Here is a 21,785-nt window from a genome sequence, read left to right as displayed (position 1 = left end):
GGGTGTGGAAGGCCCAGCACTTCTCCTGGTGGATGACCTCGATGCTGCACACCCACCCCGGCGCCTCCACCTTCGACCGGCGCCGCCAGCTCGGCGAGCTCGACCTGGTCACCACCTCCCGCGCCGGATCGACCTACCTCGCCGAGGCCTACACCGGCTGGCCGCTGATCCCCACCCGCCCCGGCTTCCTCGACCCCGACACCGCCCTCGGCAACGCCCTCGCCACCCAGCTGCCGAGCCACGCGGCGCTGCGCTGAGACGAGGCGCGGCGCGGCGCCGGGACGCTGGGGCTGCGCCCGTCGGCACCCACCGCGATGTCGAGCTCGATCCACAAGACAAGAGGTCGAAATCGATCCACAAGACAAGAGATGGAGGCGCCTCCGTGGCGGGACAGGCTGTTCAATAGCCCGCCCCCGAACGGACGAAGCGGGCGGGGCGCCGCTCGGCACCCCACCCGCTTCGTCGTGACCTACGAGACGTTCGCCCGCTTAGGCGGACTGCCGCTCGCGCTCGACGATGCTGCTCTCGTCGTCGGCGCGCTGGGCCTGCCCCTCGCGGGAGGCGAGGTAGGAGGAGATGGCGAGTCGGTTCACCGCGGAGCGGCTGACGATGCCGATCATCGGGCCGTTCTCGTCGCGGACGACCGGCACCTTCTTGAGGTGCTTGTCGGACAGCACGGCGACGGCGTCGGCGATCGAGGCGTTCCCGTCCACCGTGACGACCTCGTGGGTCGCCAGGCGCATCACGGGCAGGGACACCAGGTCCGCCAGGGCGTCCTCGAGGTCGTCGGACTCCCCGATCGCGAAGGAGTAGATGTTGGTCGAGCTGGGGTGCTCAGCCGACAGGTACCGCATGACGTCACCGTCGGAGAGGAAGCCAGCCAACGACCCGTTGGGGTGCAGCACCGGGGCGCCGGAGATCCCGCGCTCGGTGAACATCTGCAGGGCCTCGAGCACGTTCTGCTCGGTGCTCAGCGCGTAGACGTCGGTCTTCATGAGGTCCACGACGGTGCGCGCACGGCCGGATTCCACGGTTCCCTCGGCCTGGGCGGCGCGGGCGGCACGGGCCGCGCGAGCAGCCCTGGTGGCCGCGAAGGCGAGGACGATGCCGATCACCGAGGTAAGGGCGACCAGCGCGGCGGCGCCCCGGAAGCCGAGGGTCGAGGCACCCAGCAGATCGGAGCCACCCTCGAGGCCGCGGGTGGTCATCGCGTTGTACACGCCGATGGCGAGCGAGGTGCCCAGGCATCCGGCGATCTGGAAGCTGGTGCTGACCACGGTCACGCCGTGGGGGCTGCTCTCACGGTCCAGGCTGGACAACGCGAAGGTCTGCGAGGGGCCGATGACCAGCGAGGTCGCCAGCACCGCGGGCACGTACAGCGCGCCGAACAGCAGCACCGACTCGTGACCGGCGGCGACACCCACCAGCAGAACAAAGACGGCCATGATCGTGAAGCCGGCCGGGATCATCACCCGGCCGCCGTGGCGGTCGAACAGTCGACCCGCGATCGGGCCCAGAACCACGGTCAGGAGGATGCCGGGGGCCAGCGTGAGGGAGGCACCCATCGGCGTCTGGCCCCTCACGGACTGCAGGAAGATCGGGATCACCACGTTCATGGCGAACACGAAAAGCAGACCCAGCATGGTCATGGAGACGCCGAGGACGAAGGGCGTGCTGCGGAAGGGCCGCAGGTTCAGCAGCGGGTGCTCGATCCGGTTCTGACGCACGACGAACGCCGCGAGCGCCAGGACGCCGACCACCGCGGCGATCGCGGCGATGAGTGCGGAGCCGCTGAACGCGGTGGAGATGCCGTAGAGCAGGCCCACGAGGCCGACGGCGACGAGCAGGAAGGACAGGACCTCGAGCACGGGGCGGCCGAGCTCGGCGACGTTGCGCAGCAGCACCGCGCCGGCCAGCAGGACGAGCAGCGACAGCGCGCCGAAGACCCACATGAGGGTGGTCCAGGGAGCGATGGAGAGCAGGGCGCCGGAGACCACGATCGCCATCGAGGGGCCGAGCGTAGTCATTGCGGCCATGATGCCCATGGCTAGGCCGAGCTTCTCGCGCGGGGCGACCGCGAGGGTGACGTTAATGCCGATCGGGGTGAGCAGACCGGTCCCGGCCGCCTGCAGCAGGCGACCGGCCAGCAGCACGCCGAAGCTCGGGGCGAGGGCGCCGACGACGGAGCCGACCACGAGGAGGGCCACGGCGGCGACGAACAGCGGCCGGGTGGGGAAGCGGTGGTACAGGACGTTGGAGACCGGCACGAAGACGGCGGCGACCAGCAGGTAGCCGGTGGCCAGCCACTGCACGATCGAGACGTCGACCCCGAAGTCCGTCATGATCGGCGTGAGGGCGACGTTGAGGAAGGTCTCGTTGAACGTGGCGAGGAAGGCCGCCGCGGCGGCCACGGCGATCATGCCGATCGCGGCGCGCGAGGTGCCTTGTGCCTGGGCGTGATGGGAGGACAAGAAGTGCTCCTGACGATGGGTACGGAGACGCGCGGTCGAACCGTGCCGTGTCAGAAGTTGCTGTGGAGCACCTCTCGTGTCGTGTCATCGATGCGCCATTGCGGCTCATGAGCCGTCGTCGATCATACGGGACGAACGTCCCCGGTGCGCCGGTACTGTGCCCGAGGTCCTGATCACCATCACCAGGTCACCGTCCTCGAGGTCGGCGTCCTGGCTGGAAAGCAAAACCTGCCGACCTGCGGTTCCGTACGGTCCGGCCAGTTCTCGCCAACCGCAGCCGGCAGCAGGGGTTAGCGTGGCGCAGGCGTATGTCGGATCAGCGTCGGTACGCTGGCTCGGTGCACAAGGCCGTCGCGCCGCCGGAGGTCTCGGCACCATCGATCATGCGCGCCCTGCGCGATCAGCCCGGCCTCGTCGCCCTCCTCGGCGACTGGCACGACGGCGGGGACGTCGTCGCCTTTCGACCGGCGCGGCTCCTCGCTCCCGACGAGGACCCCTTCGCCGCCCTGGCAGCGCTGCCGGTTCACGACGCCGCCGGGGACAACAGGTCGTCAGCCTCACCCTCCCCGGACAGTCGCGCAGCGGTCTTCGGCGGCGGATGGATCGGGTACCTGGGCTACCAGCTCGCCGGCCACCTCGAGGCGCTGCCGGCCTTCCCTCCCCGCCCGACGCCGCTGCCGCACCACCATCTGGCCTGGTACGACCATGTGCTGCGCCGCGATGTGCGCCTCGGATGGATGCTGGAGGCGGTGCGGGGCGCCGACCCCGAGCGCACGGCGCGGCTGCGCGCGGTCGTCGACTCCGCGCTCGGCCGGCCGGCCCCTGCACAGCCCTACCACTGCGGACCCGTCGGCTCGGACGTCTCCGGAGCGGAGCATGCCGCCGCGGTGCAGCGCGCCCTCGACCACATCCGGGCCGGTGACGTCTACCAGGTCAACCTCTGCCGGCGCCTGGGAGCCACCTTCGCCGGTGACCCGCTGGACCTGTTCTGCGCCGGATACGAGGCGCTCTCGCCGCGGTTCGCCGCGTTCGTGCGCCTGCCTGGCGGGGCGGTGGCGAGCTTCTCCCCCGAGCTGTTCCTGCGCCGGACCGGCCGGTCCGTGCTCACCTCCCCGATCAAGGGCACCGCGCCGCTGGAGACCGATCCCGCCGCCCTCGCGGCGTCGGGGAAGAACCGCGCGGAGAACATCATGATCGTCGATCTCATGCGCAACGACCTCGGGCGGGTCAGCGAGCCCGGCACGGTGGCGGTCGATCAGCTCGCCGCCCCCCAGCCGCACACCGGCGTCCACCACCTGGTGTCCGACGTGCGCGGCGCCCTTCGGGCCGACGTCACCGACGGGCGGCTGCTGGGCGCCTCGTTCCCGCCCGGGTCCTGCACCGGCGCGCCGAAGGTGCGCGCCATGGAGATCATCACCGCCCTCGAGCGCACCGCCCGGGAGGTCTACACCGGCGCGATCGGCTACGCGGGCCCGGCCGGCCTGACGATGAACGTGGCCATCCGCACCTTCGAGTTCGCCGGGGACCGGGTCTGGCTCGGGGTGGGCGGGGGCGTCGTCGCCGACTCCGACCCGATGGATGAGGCGCACGAGACCCTCGTCAAGGCGCGACCGCTGCTGGCCGCCGTCGGCGCCCGGCTGGACGAGGCGCTGGGCGTGGAGTGGGCGGAGCACGCCGCTCGGGCCGCGCGCCCGGAGCCCACGATGGGCGTGTTCTCCACCGCGCTGGTCGACCAGGGCGTCGTGCAGTGCCTCGACGACCACCTGGCCCGGCTCGCCGCGAGCGCCGCCACCCTGTACCGGCTGCCGCTGCCCGCGTCGCTGCGCGCGGACGTCGTCCAGGCCGCGGCCGCGCTGAGCGGCGCGCACCGGCTCCGTGTGGAGGTGGCGCCCGGCGCGGAGGGGCTCGCGCACCGGGTCACCGCCACCGCCCTGCCCGCCGGGCGGCGGGCGCCCTGGCGGCTGGTGCCCGTGACGGTCCCGGGCGGCCTCGGCGCGCACAAGTGGGCCGACCGCCGCCTCCTCGCCGCCGAGTCCGGGCCCTGGTCGCCGACGTGCGACCCACTCCTGCTCGACACCGACGGCGCGGTGCTGGAGGCCGGGCGGGCGAACGTCTTCGCCGTGCTGCCCGACGGCGTGCACACCCCGGCGCTCGACGGGCGGATCCTGCCCGGCCTCGCCCGCGCCCGGGTTGTCGCCGCGCTGGCTGCCGCGCGGATCCCGGTGATCGAGGGCCCGCTCCGGCTCGAGGACCTCCACCGAGCGAGCGAGGTGTTCGTGACGAACGCGCTCGTCGGCGCCCACCCCGTCGTCGCCGTGGACGGGGTCGGCGCGTGGCCGCCCGGACCGATGGCGCGCCTCGTCAGTCCGCGACGTCCAGCCCCACGTCCAGCACCGGCGCCGAGTGGGTGATCCACCCGGCGGACATCAGGTCCACCCCGGTCGCCGCGACGACGGGCGCGGTGGCGACCGTCAGCCGCCCCGACGCCTCGGTGACCATCCGCCCGGCCACCAGCTCCACCGCCTCGCGCAGCGCCTCCGGTGCCATGTTGTCCAGCAGGACGGCATCGACCGGGTCGGTGAGCACCTCCCGCAGCTGGTCGAGGGTGTCCACCTCGACCTCGATCTTCACCAGGTGCCCCACCCCGGCCCGGGCGCCGGCGATGGCCTGGCGGACGCCGCCGGCCAGGGCGATGTGGTTGTCCTTGATGAGGACGGCGTCGTCCAGCCCGAAGCGGTGGTTGACTCCCCCACCCGCCACGACGGCGTGCTTCTCGAGGGCCCGCAGCCCGGGGGTGGTCTTGCGGGTGCAGGTCACCCGCGTGGCGGTGTGGGCGACGGCGTCGGCGATCTGCGCCGTCGCCGTCGCGACGCCGGAGAGGTGACCGAGGAAGTTCAGGGCGACCCGCTCGGCGGTGAGGATGGCCCGTGCGGGCCCGGACACGGTGGCGACGACGTCGCCGGGACGCACGCGCGCCCCGTCCGGCAGGGTGACCTCGACGGCGACCGCCGGGTCGACCAGCCGGAAGGCCGCCGCGGCGAGGTCGGTCCCGGCGACCACGCCGGCATCCCGGGCGGTGAGCCGGACCGCGGCGCGCCGCGCGGCGGGCACGACCGTGTCCGTCGTGATGTCCCCGGCCCGGCCGAGGTCCTCCAGGAGCGCGGCACGGACCACCGGCTCGACGATCAGCGGGGACAGGGGTTTCATGAGGCGCTCCGTCGGAAGGCTGGGGTGGCGAGGTCGTCGAGGCCGGCGAGGCCGGCGGCGAGGGTCAGGGTCAGGTGCCGTGGCTCGGCGGCGGCCGGGAAGTCGGTGCGCAGGTGGGCGCCGCGGCTCTCCTCGCGGCGCAGGGCCGAGGTGGCCAGCAGCAGCGCCACGAGCGTGGCGTCGTCGGTGGCGTCGAGGCCCGTCCGCTCGACGGTGGCGCCGAGCTGGTCGACGGCGCGGGTCAGGGACGGGCCGTCCCGAACCACACCGACGGTCTCGGACATCAGCGCGCGCAGCTGCCCCGCACCCCTGGTTGGGATCGCGGCCCACCGTGGCAGGCTCGACGCGCCGCCGGGGCGGCAGCGTCGTCGTCGATCCTGGCCGGCCAGGTCCTCGGCGACCCACCGGGCGCACACGGCCGCCTCGAGGAGGGAGTTGGAGGCCAACCGGTTCGCGCCGTGCAGACCGGTGCTGGCCACCTCCCCCACCGCCCACAGGCCCGGGACGCTGGTGCGCCCGCGCCCGTCGACGCTGACGCCACCCATGAGGTAGTGCGCGGCCGGCCGGACGGGCACGGGGTCGCGGATCGGGTCGATGCCGGCCGCACGGCACGCGGCCGCCACGGTCGGGAAGTGGGCGGCGAAGCCGGCGCCCAGCGTCTCCCGGGCGTCGAGGAAGACCCGCTCGCCGCGCTGGAGCGTGGCGAAGACGGCTCGGGCGACGACGTCGCGCGGGGCGAGGTCGTCCTCGAGCAGGCCGTCGCCGGCGGCATCCACGAGGCGGGCCCCCGCGCCACGAAGCGCCTCGGTGACCAGCGGCATGGGGTCCAGGCCCACGTCGAGCGCGGTGGGGTGGAACTGGACCATCTCCAGGTCCCGGAGCTCGGCGCCGGCCCGGCCGGCCAGGGCGAGCCCCTGACCACGAGAGCCGGTGGGGTTGGTGGTGTGGCGGAAGAGCCCGCCCGCGCCGCCGGTGGCCAGCACGACCCGATCGGTGCGGATCACCCCGGGGGCGCCGTCGATCGCGGCGACGACGCCGGCCACCCGCCCGTCGTCGGCGGTGAGCACCCGCAGCGCGCGGGCGTTCTCCAGGACGGTGATCGACGGCGTGGCCCGTACCGCGGCGATCGCGGCCCGCAGGACCTCGTGACCGGTGGCGTCCCCGCCCGCGTGGGCGACGCGGTGACGGCTGTGCGCGGCCTCCAGGCCCAGCGCGAGGCCGCCGTCGGGCGTGCGGTCGAAGCGGGCGCCGAGGGCGGCGAGGTGCTCGACCGCGGCCGGGGCGGCGGCGGTGATCCGCTCGGCGGTGCCGGGGTCGGACAGGCCCGCCCCGGCGTGGAGGGTGTCGAGGGCGTGCAGCAGCGGCGAGTCACCGGGGTCGAGGGCGGCGGCGATCCCCCCTTGGGCGAGGGCGGAGGAGGTGTGCTCGGCCAGCCGCCCGGTGGTCAGGACCACGCAGGGCAGCGGGGCCAGGTGCACGGCGGTCAGGAGGCCGGCGAGACCGCCCCCGACGATGACCGGCCGGTCCTGGGGCGGCGCGGCGCCCATCAAACGGCCAGCATGCGCTCGACGGCCGCCCGGGCCCGGGCGGCGAGCTCCGGATCGATCCGCACCTCATGCCGGCCCAGCTCCAGCGCGGCGCGGATGGTGGAGAGGGTGTTGCGCTTCATGTGCGGGCACAGGTTGCAGGGCCGGACGAACTCGACGGCGGGGTTGGCGGCCGAGACGTTGTCGCTCATCGAGCACTCGGTGATGAGGGCGACGCGGGTCGGCTGCTCGTCGCGCACGAAGTCCTGCATCTGGGCGGTGGAGCCGGCCATGTCGGCGGCGTCGACCACCTCGGGCGGGCACTCGGGGTGGGCCAGCACCGTCACGCCGGGGTAGTCCTCGCGGATCTGGGCGATGTCCCGGGGGGTGAAGCGCTCGTGGACCTCGCAGTGCCCGGCCCAGGTGATGACCTCCACGCCGGTCTGCCGGGCGATGTTCTGGGCGAGGTACTCGTCCGGGATCATGATGACGCGGTCGACGCCGAGGGACTCGATGACCTTCACGGCGTTCCCGGACGTGCAGCAGATGTCCGACTCGGCCTTCACCGCGGCGGAGGTGTTGACGTAGGTGACGACCGGGACGCCGGGGTGCGCCGCCCGCAGCGTGCGCACGTCCGCCGCGGTGATGGACTCCGCCAGCGAGCAGCCCGCGCGCAGGTCCGGGATCAGGACCGTCTTGGCGGGGTTGAGCAGCTTGGCGGTCTCGGCCATGAAGTGCACGCCGGCCAGGACGATGACGTCCGCCTCGACGTGCTGGGCCTCGCGGGCCAGCGCCAGGGAGTCGCCGACGATGTCCGCCACCCCGTGGAAGATCTCCGGTGTCTGGTAGTTGTGCGCCAGGATCACGGCGTTGCGCTCGTGCTTGAGGCGCCAGATCGCCGCGACGTCGTCCTCCATGGTGGCCCACTCGACCCGGGGGACGACGGTGCGGACCCGCGCGTACAGGGCATCGGTCCTGATGGTCGGTGCGGTCATGGTGGGCCTCTCGGGGGCGCCGGGTAATGGACCGGTCAGACTTATACTGACTCTGAGCATTTCATATGCTGGTGATGAGCATAACCGACGATGGTGCCGGCACGAAAGGGCCAGGGCGACCTGACCCGCGCTCAGTTGGGGCGCGGGACCGGCAGCTTGGTGCCCGCGACGTCCCGCTCGTCCAGGACCTCGCGGCGGAAGCGGAAGAGCCTGGCAGGCCGCCCGCCGGTGGAGTGGTCGACCTCGCCGGTCTCCTCGACGAGCTCCTGCTGCTCCACGAGGCGGCGGAAGTTCTGCTTGTGCAGGTGCTGGCCGGCGAGGGCCTCGACCGTCTGCTGGAGCCGGCCGAGGGTGAACGCGGGCGGGAGGAGCTCGAAGACCACGGGGCGGTACTGGATCTTGGCGCGCAGGCGCCCGACGGCGGTGGCAAGGATGCGCCGGTGGTGCCGGTCCATCGGCCGCCCCCCTGACTCACCCGCTCCCCCGTGCGCTTCCGGCACCAGGGCGGCCTCGTAGAGCAGCTCGTAGCGCTGGAGCGCCAGGCCGGGCAGCCACGGATGCCCGTCGAGACCGAAGGTGACGGCGCAGCGCAGCCGGCGGCGTTCACGCACCTGCGGTCCGTCCGCCGAGGCCCATTGCTCCAGGGCGGGCGCGAGGGTCTCCGTCACGAGCGTGTCGCCGTCGCGTCGGTCCTCCCACGGGAAGTACTCGAACCAGTTCCGCCAGCCCTCGTCGACGCTCGGCACGGTGGTCAGGCCCAGGTAGGAGACCTCGAGCACCGCGCTCAGGCCGCGGTCGCGATCGGCGAAGGTGTAGAGCTGCTCGACGTAGCCCAGGTCGTACCCCGTCTGCTGGACCACCCAGGAGCGCAGTCCCGCCTGCATGGACCGGTGCCCGGCCTGCAGGGGCCCCGAGGGCAGACGACGCCCCTCACCGGTCGTCAGCACGAGCGGGACGCCGTCATGGACGGCGGTGATCACGGCGACGAGCTCGGCCGAGACACGATCGTCCTGCGCGGGCTCGCCCACGTACCCTCCTGTGCCGGTCCTGTCCGTCAGGCCAATCATGCCGCGATGGCCGCGCCGGCTCGTAGCCGGTCAGGCGACCACGGCCGGACTGAGGGCTCGGTCGTCCCGTCGAGAGCCGTCCCGCTCTCGGTACCCTCACGCGTCCCTGCCGTGACCATCGGCTCTACCACCCGCCGGCTCCGCGGTGGAATCCGGATGCGTCATGGATGGGCCTGCAGCGCCTCCCCTACCGGGTCCTCAGTCCGCTCGAGCAGGTCGCGCACGCGCTGCCGGAGGGGCTCGGTGTCGGTCGCGTCGACGAAGGCCGACGCCATGCGGATGGGGTCGCCGAAGAAGTAGTACTCGTACAGCGTCTGCCGGCCGGCGAAGGATGAGATGGCCGCGTCGAACGCGAGCCGGAACAGCTTGACGCGGTCCACGCCGGTCAGGTTCCTGGACTGCAGGTACGTGGCCACGTCGTCGGCGCCCTGGCCACCGAGGACGTCTGCCTCGTCGGGCAGCGCCATGAGCCCCGACGCGCCGAACTTGCGCACGATCGCCGGAAACTGCTGGAAGACCTTCGGGTACCAGTTGCGGGCGGCGTTGAGGGACGCCCAGCGGGGCTGGAAGAAGCCATACCGGTTGATCGCGCCGTCGGCCTCCGAGGCGCGCAGCGCCGACCGGCCCATCTCGGCGGCGACGAGCACCGAGGCGATGTCCTCGCGGATGTGGGGGAACTGGTCGATCCCGATCGCGTCTGCCATCTCCATGAGCAGGCCGGCGTAGAACTCCGACTTGACGGTCGTACGGGAGACGACCTGGTGGGTCATGAGCGAGGTCGCGCCGGTGTCGTTGTAGAACCCGTTGCACTTCTCGGGGCTGCCGAGCATGAAGACGCGCTCCCACGGGACGTGCACGTCGTCGAAGATGACGACCGCGTCCATCTCCTCGAAGCGCGAGGCCAGGGGTTCGTTGAAGGCGCCGCCGCCGCTGTGGAGGGACTTGCGGCACAGGTAGCGCAGGCCGGGTGCGTCGTTCTGGATGGCGAACGCGAACGAGTACTTCGCATCATCGGGGCCGCCCTTGAGCACCGTGGAGGGGAAGACCAGGACCTCCTCGGCGAACGGCGCGATCGTGGCCAGCATGCGCGCGCCACGGACGACGATGCCGTTGTCGTCCTCCCGCACGATGTGCGCCGACACCTGGCCGTCCCCCTGCTGGTTCACCGCGACCGAACGGTTGACCTGCGGCGGGATGAGGGTGTGCGTCGTCAGGACGTCGTTGTCGCGGGCGTACTCGTAGTACTTGCGGGCGTTCTCTCCGAACGCCGGGTCGGTGTCGGCGAACCAGTCCTGCGCTTGTGACAACGCCGTGAGTGCGGCGTTGAGGTAGTCGCCCGTGCGGCCGAGCATGCCAGCGCTGTGCCGGGCCCAGGCCGAAGCGGCCTCCCGGCGGCTCGCGAGGTCCTCGGCGGACCGCGGGACCATGAACGAGGTCCCGTACCGCCCTCCCCCCTCGGTGTACGTGGTGAGGTCGCGGGTCCTCTCGTCGTGCTGCATGTCGTACAGCTCGGCGTAAGTCTTCACGACACCGGCGAACGCCGGGTGCTCGGCGACGTCGCCGGTGATGGTCTCGCCATCGAGGTGGATGGTCGGGTGCATGTTCTTCAGCGCCTCGAGATAGTCGGCACCGGTGCGTGCGCCCACGAAAGCTCCTTCTTCTGTCTGGCTTGGGACTGTCAGGGACGCGATGGCCACGTACCCCGAGAAGCCGTGCTGTGCGGTCGCTCAGCGCTCCTCGGTGGAAGGCTCACATGAGGAACTCGTGGCCCAGGTTCAGCTCGTGGATGACGGTGAAACGCGACCCGTTGAAGCCGAGCGCATCACCGTCGCGGTAGCCGTAGGAGCGCACCTCGCCGACGACGAGGGTGTGGTCACCGCCGTCGTACGTCTTCCAGGGAGTGCACTCGAAGTGCGCGAGGGAGCCGGCGAGTCGGGGAGCCCAGTCGCCCTCGACCCACGACGGCTCCTGGTTCGGGCGACCGGCGAAGTGCATCGCGAGCGCCTCTTGCTCTGCGCCGAGGACGTTCACCGTGAAGGGCGCCTCGAGGAGCACGTCGTGGGATCGGGCGGACCGCGCGATCGACACCAGCACGAGCTTGGGATCCACGGACACCGACGTGAACGAGTTGACCGTGATCCCGTGCCGGAAGCCGGGCCCGTCGAAGGTCACCACACAGACACCGGTCGGGAATCGCCCGAAAGCCGACCGCAGCCGTTGCGCATCGGTGGGCACCTTCAGGCGTGTCGTCGGCGGCTTCGGCTTGGCGTGCAGGGCGTAGCTGTCGGTCATGGTCATGGACTCTCCTGCCTCGTTGCCGGCTGCGCTGCTCGACCGCACGAAAATCGGCCTATCGATTTCGCTATTCGTTTCTGAGCGATGGCTCAACTACGATTTATACAAGCCGGGGGCGAGGAACACAAGAGCCCGGCGCGCCCCTGCGCGACGCGCGCACTGAAGGCGGCCGGCCAGCCCGGCCGTCCGAGGCAGGCACCGCCACCTCGGGCACCACACCCCCGACCAGCGCTCCCCGCAGCGGCACGAGCGAGCCCGCTCGCCCACTCCGCGCCGGGCCGGCTCACCCACTCCCAGCCACTCCGCAGCGGGGCCCGCTCGCGCGTTGGTCAACCCGTCAGTCGGTCAACCACGGGGCGATCGTGAGGTCCAGGATCTCCAGCTGCCGCTCGGGCGCACTGAGCGACGAGCTGACGACGAACTCGACCTGCAGCGCGGACGTGAGCAGGAGAAGCTGCTGCGCAAGGAGCATGACGGGCGTGGACGCCTTCAGCCGCCCATCCTCGACGGCGCCCTGGATGTAGTCACACATCCGTCTCGTCCAGTCGATCTCGAGCTGCGCCTGGATGCGGGAGAGCTCGGCACGGGAGGCGATGTACCCCCAGTAGCTGACGTTGATCCGCGCCTCGAGCTGGGTGGTGGTCGTGAGCGGCAGGAGTGCGCGCACCATCGCCTTCGCCGCCGCCAACCCCCGCAGCCCCTCGACACCCTCGTCGATGCGGTCCGTCTGCCGGGCGTAGATGCGCTCGTACGCCGCGGACAGAACGGCCTCCAGGCTGTCGAAGTAGTGCCAGAGGCCTCCGACGGCGATGCCGAGCTCCGAGGCCACCGCGCGGGACGTCACTCCGTGCAGCCCCTCGCGAGCGGCGACACGGATGTAGGCCTCGACGATCTCCCTGCGGCGGACGTCATGGTCCACGATCTTCGGCACCCGGCCATTCTGACCCGAATCTGGACGCCGGTCGTAACTCCGGGCGCGGCGAGCCGCACAGGCGACCACTTGACGGGACCTGAGTCACACCCTTTACTGGTGCCTTGATTGAGCGCCCGCTCAAGAACGAAGGGTCCGACGATGCGACGGCTCACCGACGAAAACGCCGCAGCTTCGATCCCCTCGCCCTCAAGCACACCACTCGCCCGCCAGGCGGGTGAGCACCTCGTTCACGTGAACCTGACCGAGAAAGGGGACGCCATGTCGGTGGTCACCCACGTCTCTGATCCGCGCGTCGTCCGGGCGACCTTCGCGCAAGTCCCCTCCGGGGTGGCCGCCCTCGCGGCGACGGTCGACGGCATCGATCACGTCCTTGTCGCCTCCACCTTCACGGTCGGTGTCTCGCTCGATCCCCCGCTGGTCATGTTCGCCGTCCAGCGCACGTCGTCGACATGGCCTCGCCTGCGCATGGCGGACCGCATCGGCATCTCGGTGCTCGGCACGGACCAGGGTGAGCTGTGCCGACGGCTCGCCGGGCCTGACCGTGCGGCCAGGCTCCACGGAGTACCACTGGAACGGGCCCTGGACGATGCCATCTTCGTCCGCGGCGCGTCGGTCTGGATGGGCTGCCGCGTCCACGCCGAGCATCCGGCCGGCGACCACGACGTCGTCGTCCTCGAGGTCGTCACGCTCGAGAGCGACGACGACGTCGACCCGCTGGTCTTCCACGGCTCGCGCTTCCGGGCGCTGGACTGATCGGCGGCCAGCAGAGTGATCGTCACCGTCACCGCGGCCGGCGAGGTGCGCCCGAGGGAGGCCGATGACCTCTCCCGCTTTCACATCCAGTCGGCCCTTCGCCCCGCCGAGATGGCCACGGCGCTGCGTGAGGGCGGGACGGGCGAACTCCTGACGCCGCGGAGCGCCGCGATCAGGATCGATGCCCTTCTCGCGGCCGTCGGTCCGCTGGCCGCCGACCCGGCGTGGCGGGCGAACTTCGACGCGATGCTCGCCTACGCGCGCACGAGGTCCTGGGTCACCGAGGACGGCACGAGCGTCGTGGGGCACGTGGAGACACCGACCGAACCCGCACCCCGCTCGTGCGTACAGCAGGAAACGATGAAGGGACACCGAATGGGCAGCACAACCCGGGACTCCCGATACCGGGTGGCCATCGTGGGCATGGGCCACCACGGCACGGGGATCGCCGAGCTCGTCCTGGAGGCGGGTGACGCGCTGGTGGGCGTCGTCGATGTCGGCGACAAGGTCGGCCGCCCGGTCAGCTCGTTGGTGACGGCCGAGCGCGCCCCGGACGAGCCCGTCCGAGGCTCGCTCGAGGAGCTGGTCGAGGCGGCCGGCGGCGGAATCGACCTTGCCATCCTCTCTGCCGCCGTCGACGTCGATGTGGTGCTCGACCAGGCAGGGTTCCTGCTCGACAGAGGCATCAACGTTCTCACCCTGCACCAGGACCTGTTCGAGCCCGCCGACGGCTGGTCCGCCGATCTCGACCGTCGCGGCCGGGCGACCGGCGCGAGCATGCTCGCCACCGGCGTCCAGGACACCTGGTGGGTCCACCTGCCCAACGTGGCGGCCGGCTCCACGCGGGACCTCCGGTCGGTGACCGTGACGTCCTGCGTGGACGTCAACACCCTCTCCGAGGCGGTCGGGCGCGAACACGTCGGCGTGGGCCAGAACGAGGCGGAGTTCGCGGACTTCGCCGCCGCCATGGAGTCCTACCCGCCCGTGCTCGGGGCGCCCCTGCGCGAGGCTGCTCGCCGCATGGGGCTCGCACCGCTCGAGGCCACACGCACGATCGCACCCATCACGGCCGACCACCCGGTCCGATGGGCCTCAGCCGACCGGCAGCTGGCGGCGGGCACCGTCATCGGCCTGCAGGAGACGGTGCGCTTCCAGACGGACCGGGGCATCGCCTTCGAAGGCGCGCTCCGCACGGTGATCCTCGAAGGGAAGGAGGTCCCCGCGGATGCGCTCGACCTCGACGGCGACCCCGCCCTCCATCTGGAGTTCCGGCCGTTCCCGGGCGAGTTCATCACCAACACGGCCGTCCTCAACCGGATCCCCGACGTCGTCGCGGCGCCGGGCGGCCTGCTGTCCGCGGCCGACCTTCCTGCGGCCCGGTACCGCCTCTGACGTCCGCTCGACGACGGACCGGCCGTCCTCACCCACGCACGGGGCCGCTACCGCGGCTCCGGCCCCGACCGACATCGGCGTCACCAAGAAAGGGTCACCCATGACGACACTTACCCCGCCACGCGACTTCAGCGACCGGACCTGGAGCTCGTGGACGGAGCCGTCCTTCATCGAGGTGGACGGGCTCCCGACCGCCTACCGGCGGGCCGGCACCGGCCCCACCCTGGTCTACCTGCACGGCGGCGGCGGCACCCGCAGCTGGACGCCCCTGTACGAGCAGCTCGCCGCGCACTACGACCTCGTCGCACCGGAGCACCCGGGGTACGGGGACACCGGCCGGCCCGACCACGTGGACAGCTGGCCGGACCTCGTCCTGCACTACGAGGCCTTCTTCCGGGCGCTCGACCTCGGCGAGATCCACCTGGTCGGCACCTCGCTCGGCGCCTGGCTGGCCGCCAACCTGGCGATCTACTACCCCGAGCGGTTCGCGAGCCTGACCCTCGTCACCCCGCTCGGCACGCGCATCCTGGACGAGCCGTTCATCGACGTCTTCCGGTTCACCCCGGAGCAGGAGGCAGAGGCGATGTTCAACGGCCGGGCCGACCGCTACGCCGAGGCACTGGCCCAGGGGGACGAGCTCGACACCATCGTGCACGCGTTCGGGGAGAACGCCATGGCAGCGCTGCTGTTCTTCAACCCCCGCTACGACTACAAGCTCGACATGCGCCTGCAGCGGGTGGCGGCGCCGACGCTGGTCCTCGGCGTCGACGACGACCGCGTCGTCGGCAATCAGCAGGCTGCCCGGTACAGCGAGCTGATCCCGGGGGCGACGCTGCGCACCATCCACGGCCCGGACGGCGAGCCCTCGGGGCACGGCGTCACCGTCGAGCAGCCCGACGACGTCGTCGCCGCCATCACCGCGCACACGGCCGCCACCAACTGACACGAGGAGAGACCGAGATCATGACCACGCACGACGTCGAGTTCATCGGCGCGATCGAGAGCGGCTACCCGAACGTCCCCTACGGCCCCGACCGCCACTCGCGGTCGCTGTACGTCGATCTGCCCAACGGCGAGTACTACGACCCCATCGCCGGCCAGAAGGCCCTGGAGACCCAGCTCGAGAACCTGGTCCACCTCGAGAAGCTCGGTTTCGACGGGGTGACACTCACCGAGCAGCACAACGGCCCGATCGGGCTGGGCCCCAACTCCATGGTCAGCGCCGCCTGGCTGGCCGCCCACACCGACCGCGCCAAGATCGTCGTCGGCGGGCCGCTCATCAACGCCTACCAGAGCCCGATCCGGCTGGCCGAGGAGATCGCGCTCGTGGACACCCTCTCGAAGGGCCGCCTGGTGATCGGCCTGCCCATGGGCCTGGGCCAGCAGTACCACTCACTCGGCATGAACCCGGCCACCGCCCGGGAGCGGCACGCCGAGGGGTACGAGCTGCTCACCAGGGCGCTGACCGAGCCCGGTCCCTTCACCTGGCGGGGTAAGTTCTTCAACCAGAACTACGTCAACATCTGGCCCCGCCCCGCGCACCCCGTCGAGCTCTACCTGCCCAGCGGCGGGTCGCTGGAGACCCTGCAGGTCGCGGCGCGACGACGGATCGGCTACCAGTCCGTGCTCAGCGACTGGAACACCATCGCCAAGACGCTCGAGAAGTTCCGGGACCTGTGCCGCGCGGAGGGCTACGAGCCGGACCCGCGACAGAGCTCGGCCGTCATCGAGGTGCACGTGGCCGAGACGGACGAGATCGCCCGCCGGGAGTACGAGGGCATCGCGCTCTGGAACTACCAGAACTACTTCGAGGGCACGCTGGAGGACAGCTTCCCGCCCGGCTACACCTCCGCCCGTTCCTACCGGGCCATCCTCGGCAGCGGCTACGGCCTGGACACCAAGGCCATGACCTACGACGACCTTCTGGAGCAGAACTGGGCGGTCGCGGGCTCACCCGCCACGGTGAGGGAGAAGCTCGAGGAGTTCATCGACAAGACGGGCGTCGGGCGCCTGATCCTGACCTTCTCCCTCGGCGCGAAGAAGGACTGGCTGCTGCGCAAGACCACCACGATCTTCGCCGAAGAGGTGCTGCCGCACTTCCGCTCCACCGGCCTTCCGCTCTCGGAGAGCGACCAGCGGACCCGCTACGGCTACCGCACGGCGCTCGAGTACGCCGCGTCCGTGCGACGGGACGTTCCGACGCCCACGATCGTCAAGGACGGCTACTACCAGGACGCCTGGAAGTACCGCCAGGAGGGGACGGATGCCCGGATCCGTCCCCGCGAGCAGGCCCCGGAGCCCGTGGCGGCCGCCGTCGCCACCAGCCAGGGCTGACCTCGCGCCCACGGGGCGGGGCAGGAGCCGGGAGCTCCTCGCCCCGCCCTTCTGTGTCACCGGCCGAGCAGCGGATCACACGCCTCACGCACCGGCTCCATTCGACGAGACGCACCGCTGCGAGGACGCGCAAGACGCGCACGCAGCGTCGAGTGGACGTCACTCTCGCCGTCCGCAGGCACTGGCACCCAGGAGACTGCGCCACCTCTACCTCGCTCGCCACGGACGCCGACGCCCCCTTGTCGCCGCTGTCGATGCCAGCGGCGACAAGGGGGCTTCGGGCCCGGACTACCGCAGCCCGCTCCGGGACACGCCCGCCGGGTCAGCGGGTCCGGATGAAGCTGACGTCGTCGGGGTTGACGACGCCGTCCTTGGTCCAGCCGTTGAGGTCGTACTGGTCCATGCAGGTCTCCACCAGATGGCGGGCGTGGTCGAAGGTGCCGTCGTGCTTGCTCAGCTCGGCCAGGGACAGCTGCGTGACCTCGGGCTGCCCGAAATAGTTGTGCTCGTACAGTTCGTGACGCCCGGCGAACTCAGAGCCGACCGCGTCCCACACCAGCTTCATCGTCTTCGACCGGTCCAGCCCGGTCTTGCCGTTCGAACCACGCAGGTAACGGTCCAGGTACGGGCGCAGCTCCGGCGTCTGGAAGTCGATCGCGTTCGAGTTGAGGTAGATCAGACCCGACGCCACCACCGACTCGAAGATCTCCCGGATGCGGCGGTACATCCCGGACGCCATGGAGGCGTAGGCGAAGCCGTAGCCCGGATTGGGGTCGATCGTGGGGCCCCAGCCCGGCTGCGCGTGCTCGATCATGCCGTCCCGCATCGCGTGGACGGCGTGACGGTAGGCCACAACCTCCCCGAGCTGGGCCTGGACCCCGCGGAACTGCCCGGCGCCGGTGATCTCCAGTGCCTTGCTCAGCAGGCCGACGAAGAAGTCGAGCTTGACGCCCATGCGGGTCGACGCCTGGAAGATCGCCCGCGAGGGCCAGCCGGAGACCTCGTCGAACTGGGACAGCTTCTCCAGGTCGTACATGAGGACGTTCTCCCAGGGGATGAGCGCCTCGTCGAAGACCAGGATGGAGTCGTTCTCGTCCAGCCGGGAGGACAGCGGGTAGTCGAAGGGGCTGGCCGCACGGGCGGCAACCTCCTCGTACGAGGCGCGGGAGATCATCTTGATGCCCTTGCCGGCGGCCGGCGCGAGGAACGTGAGGGCCATCGACTTGTCCCGCAGCGGTGCCCCGCCGCTGTGCGAGACGTAGATGTACTGCACCGTGGGCGACCCGGTCGCGACGACCTTCGCGCCGCTGACGATCAGCCCCTTGTCGGTCTCGCGCTCCACGCGGACGTAGACGTCCTTCGCGGCCTCGGGCCCCTGCCCCCGGTCCACCGGGGGATGGACGACCGCGTGACCGATGTGCAGGACCTTCTCCTGGACCTCCTTGTACCAGTAGGCGGCGTTGTCGCGGAAGTCGCCGAAGAAGTCGGGGTTCGCCCCGAGGCAGGTGATGAGGGAGGCCTTGTAGTCCGGGGAGCGGCCCATCCACCCGAACACCGTCTCCTGCCAGGTGGAGATCGCCGTCTTGCTCGCCCGAAGGTCGTCCTTGTTCCGGGCGATCTTGAAGAACGGGTGCGTCAGCCCGCCGCTCCCGGTGTCCGTCGGGACCGTCATCCTGTCCTTGGTGGCGGGCGCGTGCATGACGTCGTAGAGCTCGGCGAGCGAGCGCGCGGAGTTACGGAAGGCCGGGTGTGCGGTCACGTCGGCGACCCGCTCGCCGTAGATCCAGACCTCCCGACCGTCTCGCAGGCTCTCGAGGAACTCCTCGCCGGTCTGGATCCGATTCCCGACGGGTGCCGGGGTGAGGCCGCCGTCAGCGGGCGTGGTGCTCAGTACGTCAGTCACTGTCTTTCCTCTCGATGGTGTCGTGCAGCCGGCCGCCGACCGGGTGGGGAACCGCCAAAAATGGTGAGGTTGAGCTCGCAGGACGATGAAGCGATGCGGCGCGCGCGTTCGGGAACCGGCACACGACTGCCGACGTCCGGGTCCTCCCGGGGTGGGCAGCGCTCCGCCGGTCGCCGTTCACGCCGCCTGCGGTCGACGATCAGGGCTCGTACATCTGCGTACGGCTGTACACGTTTGCCGATGGTAGCCAGAGCACCCACCGCTCCACAAGCGGACCAGCCCCTGCCCACTTCCCGGATCGCCGCACATGCGCCCGTCAACTCCCGGGATTCCGGGCCTCAACGCGGAACCGACGTGCCGTCGCCCCACGATCGCGAGAGATGCAACGGGCAGATGGGGCGCCCCTGCTGCTCGATGTACGAACGTACGCATTCGCAAACGCCTGGGCTAGGCTGCGCTCATGAGCGGCACCCCCACCGAAACCGAAGTCGCCGGCGGCCGGAAGAACGATCCGCTGCGCAAACAACGCATCACCGAGGCCGCTGCTCGCGTCATCGCAGAGCGAGGCATCGACGGGCTGACCTTTCGGTCCGTGGCACTGGCCGCGAAGGTGCCACTCGGTTCGACGACGTACTACTTCGCGGACAAGGACGAACTCGTCACTGCCGCCATCAGTGTCTTTCGCGAGCGCAGCACGGAGCTCTTCCGCGATCTGCTCACAGACTTCGTCACGGAACTGGGCCTGGCGGGCGGGGTCGCGGCCCTCGTGGAGGAGATGACGGTCCGCCGACACTCCGTGCTCGTCGCGGACTACCGGATCTACCTCTCCCTCCTCGGGAGGCCCCAGCTCGCCTCGGGCCAGCCCGGCTGGGATCTGGCCGACCTCCTCCGGCCGCACTGCTCACCGGCGACGGCTCGGCTGCTCTCGTACGTCGTGGAGGGCATCCTGATCAAGGCGGTCATGGAAGATGTGATGGTCTTCGCTGCCGAGCTCGAGCCTCTGCTGCGCCGGATCACCGACGCCTGAGGTACTCGTCCCGCCGGCGACCGGCCAGGCGCACCTCCGCTCGCCGACTCCTCTTCCCCTCGGGGCGGGTCGCGCATCGCAGCGAGGGACGTGCAGCAGCCACCTGGTAGAGAGCCGTCGTTCCCGCCGCCGCGCTCCTTCTCGTCCCGCGCTGGGACGCTCGCCGATCGGCGCACGTTCGGCTGCCTGCCGGCCATGAACAGGCCCCCGGCCGTGCGCGCACCGCACGGCCGGCGGCCCGCCGTCCTCAGTCGAGCTGGGTGAGTCGGGCGCCCCGGTGCGCCCACGCCTCGAACTCGACCTTCATCCGAGGGTCGGCCAGCTCGACGACGGTGAGCGCACCGCTCGCCGGCCTGGGCTCGGGCAGCAGCTCGCGCAGCACCCTGTCGACGGCAGGTATGTGCTCGCGCCGGGTCACGTACGGCCGGAACCAGACCAGCTCGCCGAGGTGGCTGCCGGACCTCTCCAGCACGGCGGCGAGGTTGCCGATGGCGGCCCGGGCCTGCTCAGCGGCGTCCTCGCTCAGCTCGCCGTCGGCGTCGTGCGCCCCGACGCCGCTGACGATCACCCACTCGTCGCTCGCGATCGAGTGCGGGAACGGGTGGGGCGGCTCCGGGGAGCGCCGGGTGAACCACTCACTCATCCGGGCCTCCCCTACCGCTCGGCCTGGGTCAGCGCTGCGGCCGCCCGGACCGACTCCTTGGTGATCCGCGGGCGGAAGCGGGGCGCCGGCAGGTCGATCGTCGAGATCAGGCCCGGCGGCGCCGCGATCACGTCCGGGATCCGATTCACCGTCGTCGCATCGACCGCCGGGGAGCCCGGAACGAGGCGGTGGTCGATCTCCACACGTGGATCGCCGTCCAGGACGGCGTGGAAGTCGTCCTGTCCCATGAGCGCAGAGGTGACGAGCTCCGCGACCAGGTCGACCCCCTCGGCCGTCCGCACCGTCACCACGTCGCGCCGCCCCACCGGATCACCTGGCCGGATCGTCCGCTCGAGAGTGATGGAGTCGACCGGCTCGTCGATGACGTACGGGCTCATCTCCCGGCTCTCCTCGACGGGCGTGAGCCCGAGCCGGCGGACGAGGACGGGAAGGATGGCACCGAAGACCGACGGCGTCTTCCCCGCCTCCTCGGCCGCCGCATCGAAGGCCTCGCCGGAGAGCCCGACGCCGATCCACTCGACGAACTCCCGCGGGTAGCCATCCACGCCGAGGTGCTGCTTCAGCCGGATGCTCCGCAGGTTCCGCTGCATGCCCGTGGCCTGGGCGACGAGCCCCGACCAGGCGATGTCCTGGACGCCGGTCGCGACCACGCTCCTGCCGGCTACCACTGCCGCCGCGTCCAGCTCGGCGTGGAGCGACGGGGCGAACGACTCGAGATCGAAGACGTCCTCCACGATCGTGAGGATGTCGGTGTCATGCTCGAGGATCGTCTTCACGAGCTCGACGAGGTCGGGCACGTCCAGCTTCGCGGCCACGATCGTGACGTCGGCCCCGACCGCCTCCCACGCCACGTCCTCGATCGTGGGCAGCACCACCAGCGACGAGAGGTCCCGACGATCCACCAGCTCTCGCAGATCGCGCCCCGCATGGACAGGGTCGACCGCGGCGACGATCTCCACGCCCGCGTCCGCGGCGAACCCGGCGATACCCCGACCATGCGTGCCGAGGCCCACAATGACGGCTCTGACTGCTTCGGTCACCATCGACTCCTTCCTGAGCGCTTGCTCAACGAACGGAAATCATGACAGAGCTAGGAGCGTGGGTCAGTAACACGCCAGGGGTGGTCCGCTATTGATGGGCTTGTCGGCGGGAGAATCGGGGAGTGAGCGGCGAGGGGTTGTTCGAGGCGGGTCCGTTTCGGGTGGGGCGGGTCGGGG

17 protein-coding genes and 1 pseudogene are annotated in these 21,785 nt (G+C 71.2%); 7 read left to right on the top strand and 11 right to left on the bottom strand.

From position 1 onward, the window contains the following. Positions 1–257: pseudogene (locus GD880_RS20960) on the top strand (hypothetical protein); the annotation flags it as partial. A 231-nt stretch (positions 258–488) separates the two neighbouring features. Here the strand turns inward: GD880_RS20960 and GD880_RS19915 are convergent. Further along, a complete protein-coding gene (locus GD880_RS19915; RefSeq protein ID WP_226909860.1) occupies positions 489–2,471 on the bottom strand; it encodes an MFS transporter in 1,983 nt (660 codons plus the stop codon). 338 nt (positions 2,472–2,809) lie between these two features. On the opposite strand from GD880_RS19915, the gene GD880_RS19910 reads away from it, so the two are divergent. Next, the gene (locus tag GD880_RS19910; protein WP_226909859.1) at positions 2,810–4,882 is read left to right on the top strand and encodes a bifunctional anthranilate synthase component I family protein/class IV aminotransferase; all 2,073 of its coding nucleotides are present in this window, start codon (positions 2,810–2,812) and stop codon (positions 4,880–4,882) included. On the opposite strand, the gene nadC is transcribed toward GD880_RS19910, so the two are convergent. The 7 genes from nadC to GD880_RS19875 all read right to left on the bottom strand — a co-directional run bounded on the left by nadC (position 4,833) and on the right by GD880_RS19875 (position 12,492). Further along, positions 4,833–5,678, bottom strand: coding sequence for a carboxylating nicotinate-nucleotide diphosphorylase (gene nadC, locus GD880_RS19905; protein WP_152233351.1), 846 nt, complete (start codon positions 5,676–5,678; stop codon positions 4,833–4,835). The two genes, GD880_RS19910 and nadC, sit on opposite strands and share 50 nt — an antisense overlap. Further along, positions 5,675–7,225 (bottom strand): L-aspartate oxidase, encoded by a 1,551-nt coding sequence (locus tag GD880_RS19900; RefSeq protein ID WP_152233350.1) that lies wholly within the window; start codon positions 7,223–7,225, stop codon positions 5,675–5,677. The genes nadC and GD880_RS19900 overlap by 4 nt, the downstream gene beginning before the upstream one ends. After that, complete coding sequence (gene nadA, locus GD880_RS19895; protein ID WP_152233349.1) at positions 7,225–8,199, bottom strand: quinolinate synthase NadA; 975 nt, start codon at positions 8,197–8,199, stop codon at positions 7,225–7,227. The genes GD880_RS19900 and nadA overlap by 1 nt, the downstream gene beginning before the upstream one ends. Before the next feature lie 131 nt (positions 8,200–8,330). Continuing rightward, the gene (locus tag GD880_RS19890) at positions 8,331–9,227 is read right to left on the bottom strand and encodes an NUDIX hydrolase (protein WP_152233348.1); all 897 of its coding nucleotides are present in this window, start codon (positions 9,225–9,227) and stop codon (positions 8,331–8,333) included. Between the two features lie 200 nt (positions 9,228–9,427). Beyond that, a complete protein-coding gene (gene hpaB / locus GD880_RS19885) occupies positions 9,428–10,912 on the bottom strand; it encodes a 4-hydroxyphenylacetate 3-monooxygenase, oxygenase component (protein ID WP_152233347.1) in 1,485 nt (494 codons plus the stop codon). Positions 10,913–11,015: 103 nt separating this feature from the next. Next, on the bottom strand, positions 11,016–11,564 hold the full coding sequence (locus GD880_RS19880; protein WP_319593283.1) for a flavin reductase family protein: 549 nt from the start codon (positions 11,562–11,564) through the stop codon (positions 11,016–11,018). Between the two features lie 334 nt (positions 11,565–11,898). After that, the gene (locus GD880_RS19875) at positions 11,899–12,492 is read right to left on the bottom strand and encodes a TetR/AcrR family transcriptional regulator (protein ID WP_193314623.1); all 594 of its coding nucleotides are present in this window, start codon (positions 12,490–12,492) and stop codon (positions 11,899–11,901) included. Between the two features lie 261 nt (positions 12,493–12,753). Between GD880_RS19875 and GD880_RS19870 the strand changes: the two genes are divergently transcribed. The 4 genes from GD880_RS19870 to GD880_RS19860 all read left to right on the top strand — a co-directional run bounded on the left by GD880_RS19870 (position 12,754) and on the right by GD880_RS19860 (position 16,974). Next, entirely contained in the window at positions 12,754–13,248 is a 495-nt protein-coding gene (locus GD880_RS19870; RefSeq protein ID WP_152233345.1) for a flavin reductase family protein, read from the top strand. A gap of 375 nt (positions 13,249–13,623) precedes the next feature. After that, positions 13,624–14,640 (top strand): hypothetical protein, encoded by a 1,017-nt coding sequence (locus GD880_RS20520; RefSeq protein ID WP_193314622.1) that lies wholly within the window; start codon positions 13,624–13,626, stop codon positions 14,638–14,640. A 100-nt stretch (positions 14,641–14,740) separates the two neighbouring features. Continuing rightward, positions 14,741–15,583: an alpha/beta fold hydrolase gene (locus GD880_RS19865; RefSeq protein ID WP_193314621.1), complete on the top strand. Its 843-nt coding sequence runs from the start codon at positions 14,741–14,743 to the stop codon at positions 15,581–15,583. A gap of 20 nt (positions 15,584–15,603) precedes the next feature. Next, positions 15,604–16,974 (top strand): LLM class flavin-dependent oxidoreductase, encoded by a 1,371-nt coding sequence (locus GD880_RS19860; protein WP_152233343.1) that lies wholly within the window; start codon positions 15,604–15,606, stop codon positions 16,972–16,974. A gap of 322 nt (positions 16,975–17,296) precedes the next feature. On the opposite strand, the gene GD880_RS19855 is transcribed toward GD880_RS19860, so the two are convergent. Then, entirely contained in the window at positions 17,297–18,877 is a 1,581-nt protein-coding gene (locus GD880_RS19855) for a 4-hydroxyphenylacetate 3-hydroxylase N-terminal domain-containing protein (RefSeq protein WP_152233342.1), read from the bottom strand. 460 nt (positions 18,878–19,337) lie between these two features. Between GD880_RS19855 and GD880_RS19850 the strand changes: the two genes are divergently transcribed. Then, complete coding sequence (locus tag GD880_RS19850) at positions 19,338–19,904, top strand: TetR/AcrR family transcriptional regulator (protein WP_152233341.1); 567 nt, start codon at positions 19,338–19,340, stop codon at positions 19,902–19,904. A 247-nt stretch (positions 19,905–20,151) separates the two neighbouring features. On the opposite strand, the gene GD880_RS19845 is transcribed toward GD880_RS19850, so the two are convergent. Next, on the bottom strand, positions 20,152–20,547 hold the full coding sequence (locus GD880_RS19845; protein WP_152233340.1) for a RidA family protein: 396 nt from the start codon (positions 20,545–20,547) through the stop codon (positions 20,152–20,154). Between the two features lie 11 nt (positions 20,548–20,558). Beyond that, on the bottom strand, positions 20,559–21,608 hold the full coding sequence (locus GD880_RS19840) for a hypothetical protein (RefSeq protein WP_152233339.1): 1,050 nt from the start codon (positions 21,606–21,608) through the stop codon (positions 20,559–20,561). Positions 21,609–21,785: the final 177 nt, after the last annotated feature.

This window comes from Georgenia ruanii, from assembly GCF_009193175.1.
Lineage (GTDB): Bacteria > Actinomycetota > Actinomycetes > Actinomycetales > Actinomycetaceae > Georgenia > Georgenia ruanii.
Note: the sequence above shows the minus strand (reverse complement) of the source record. Positions and strands in the feature narration are given on the sequence as shown.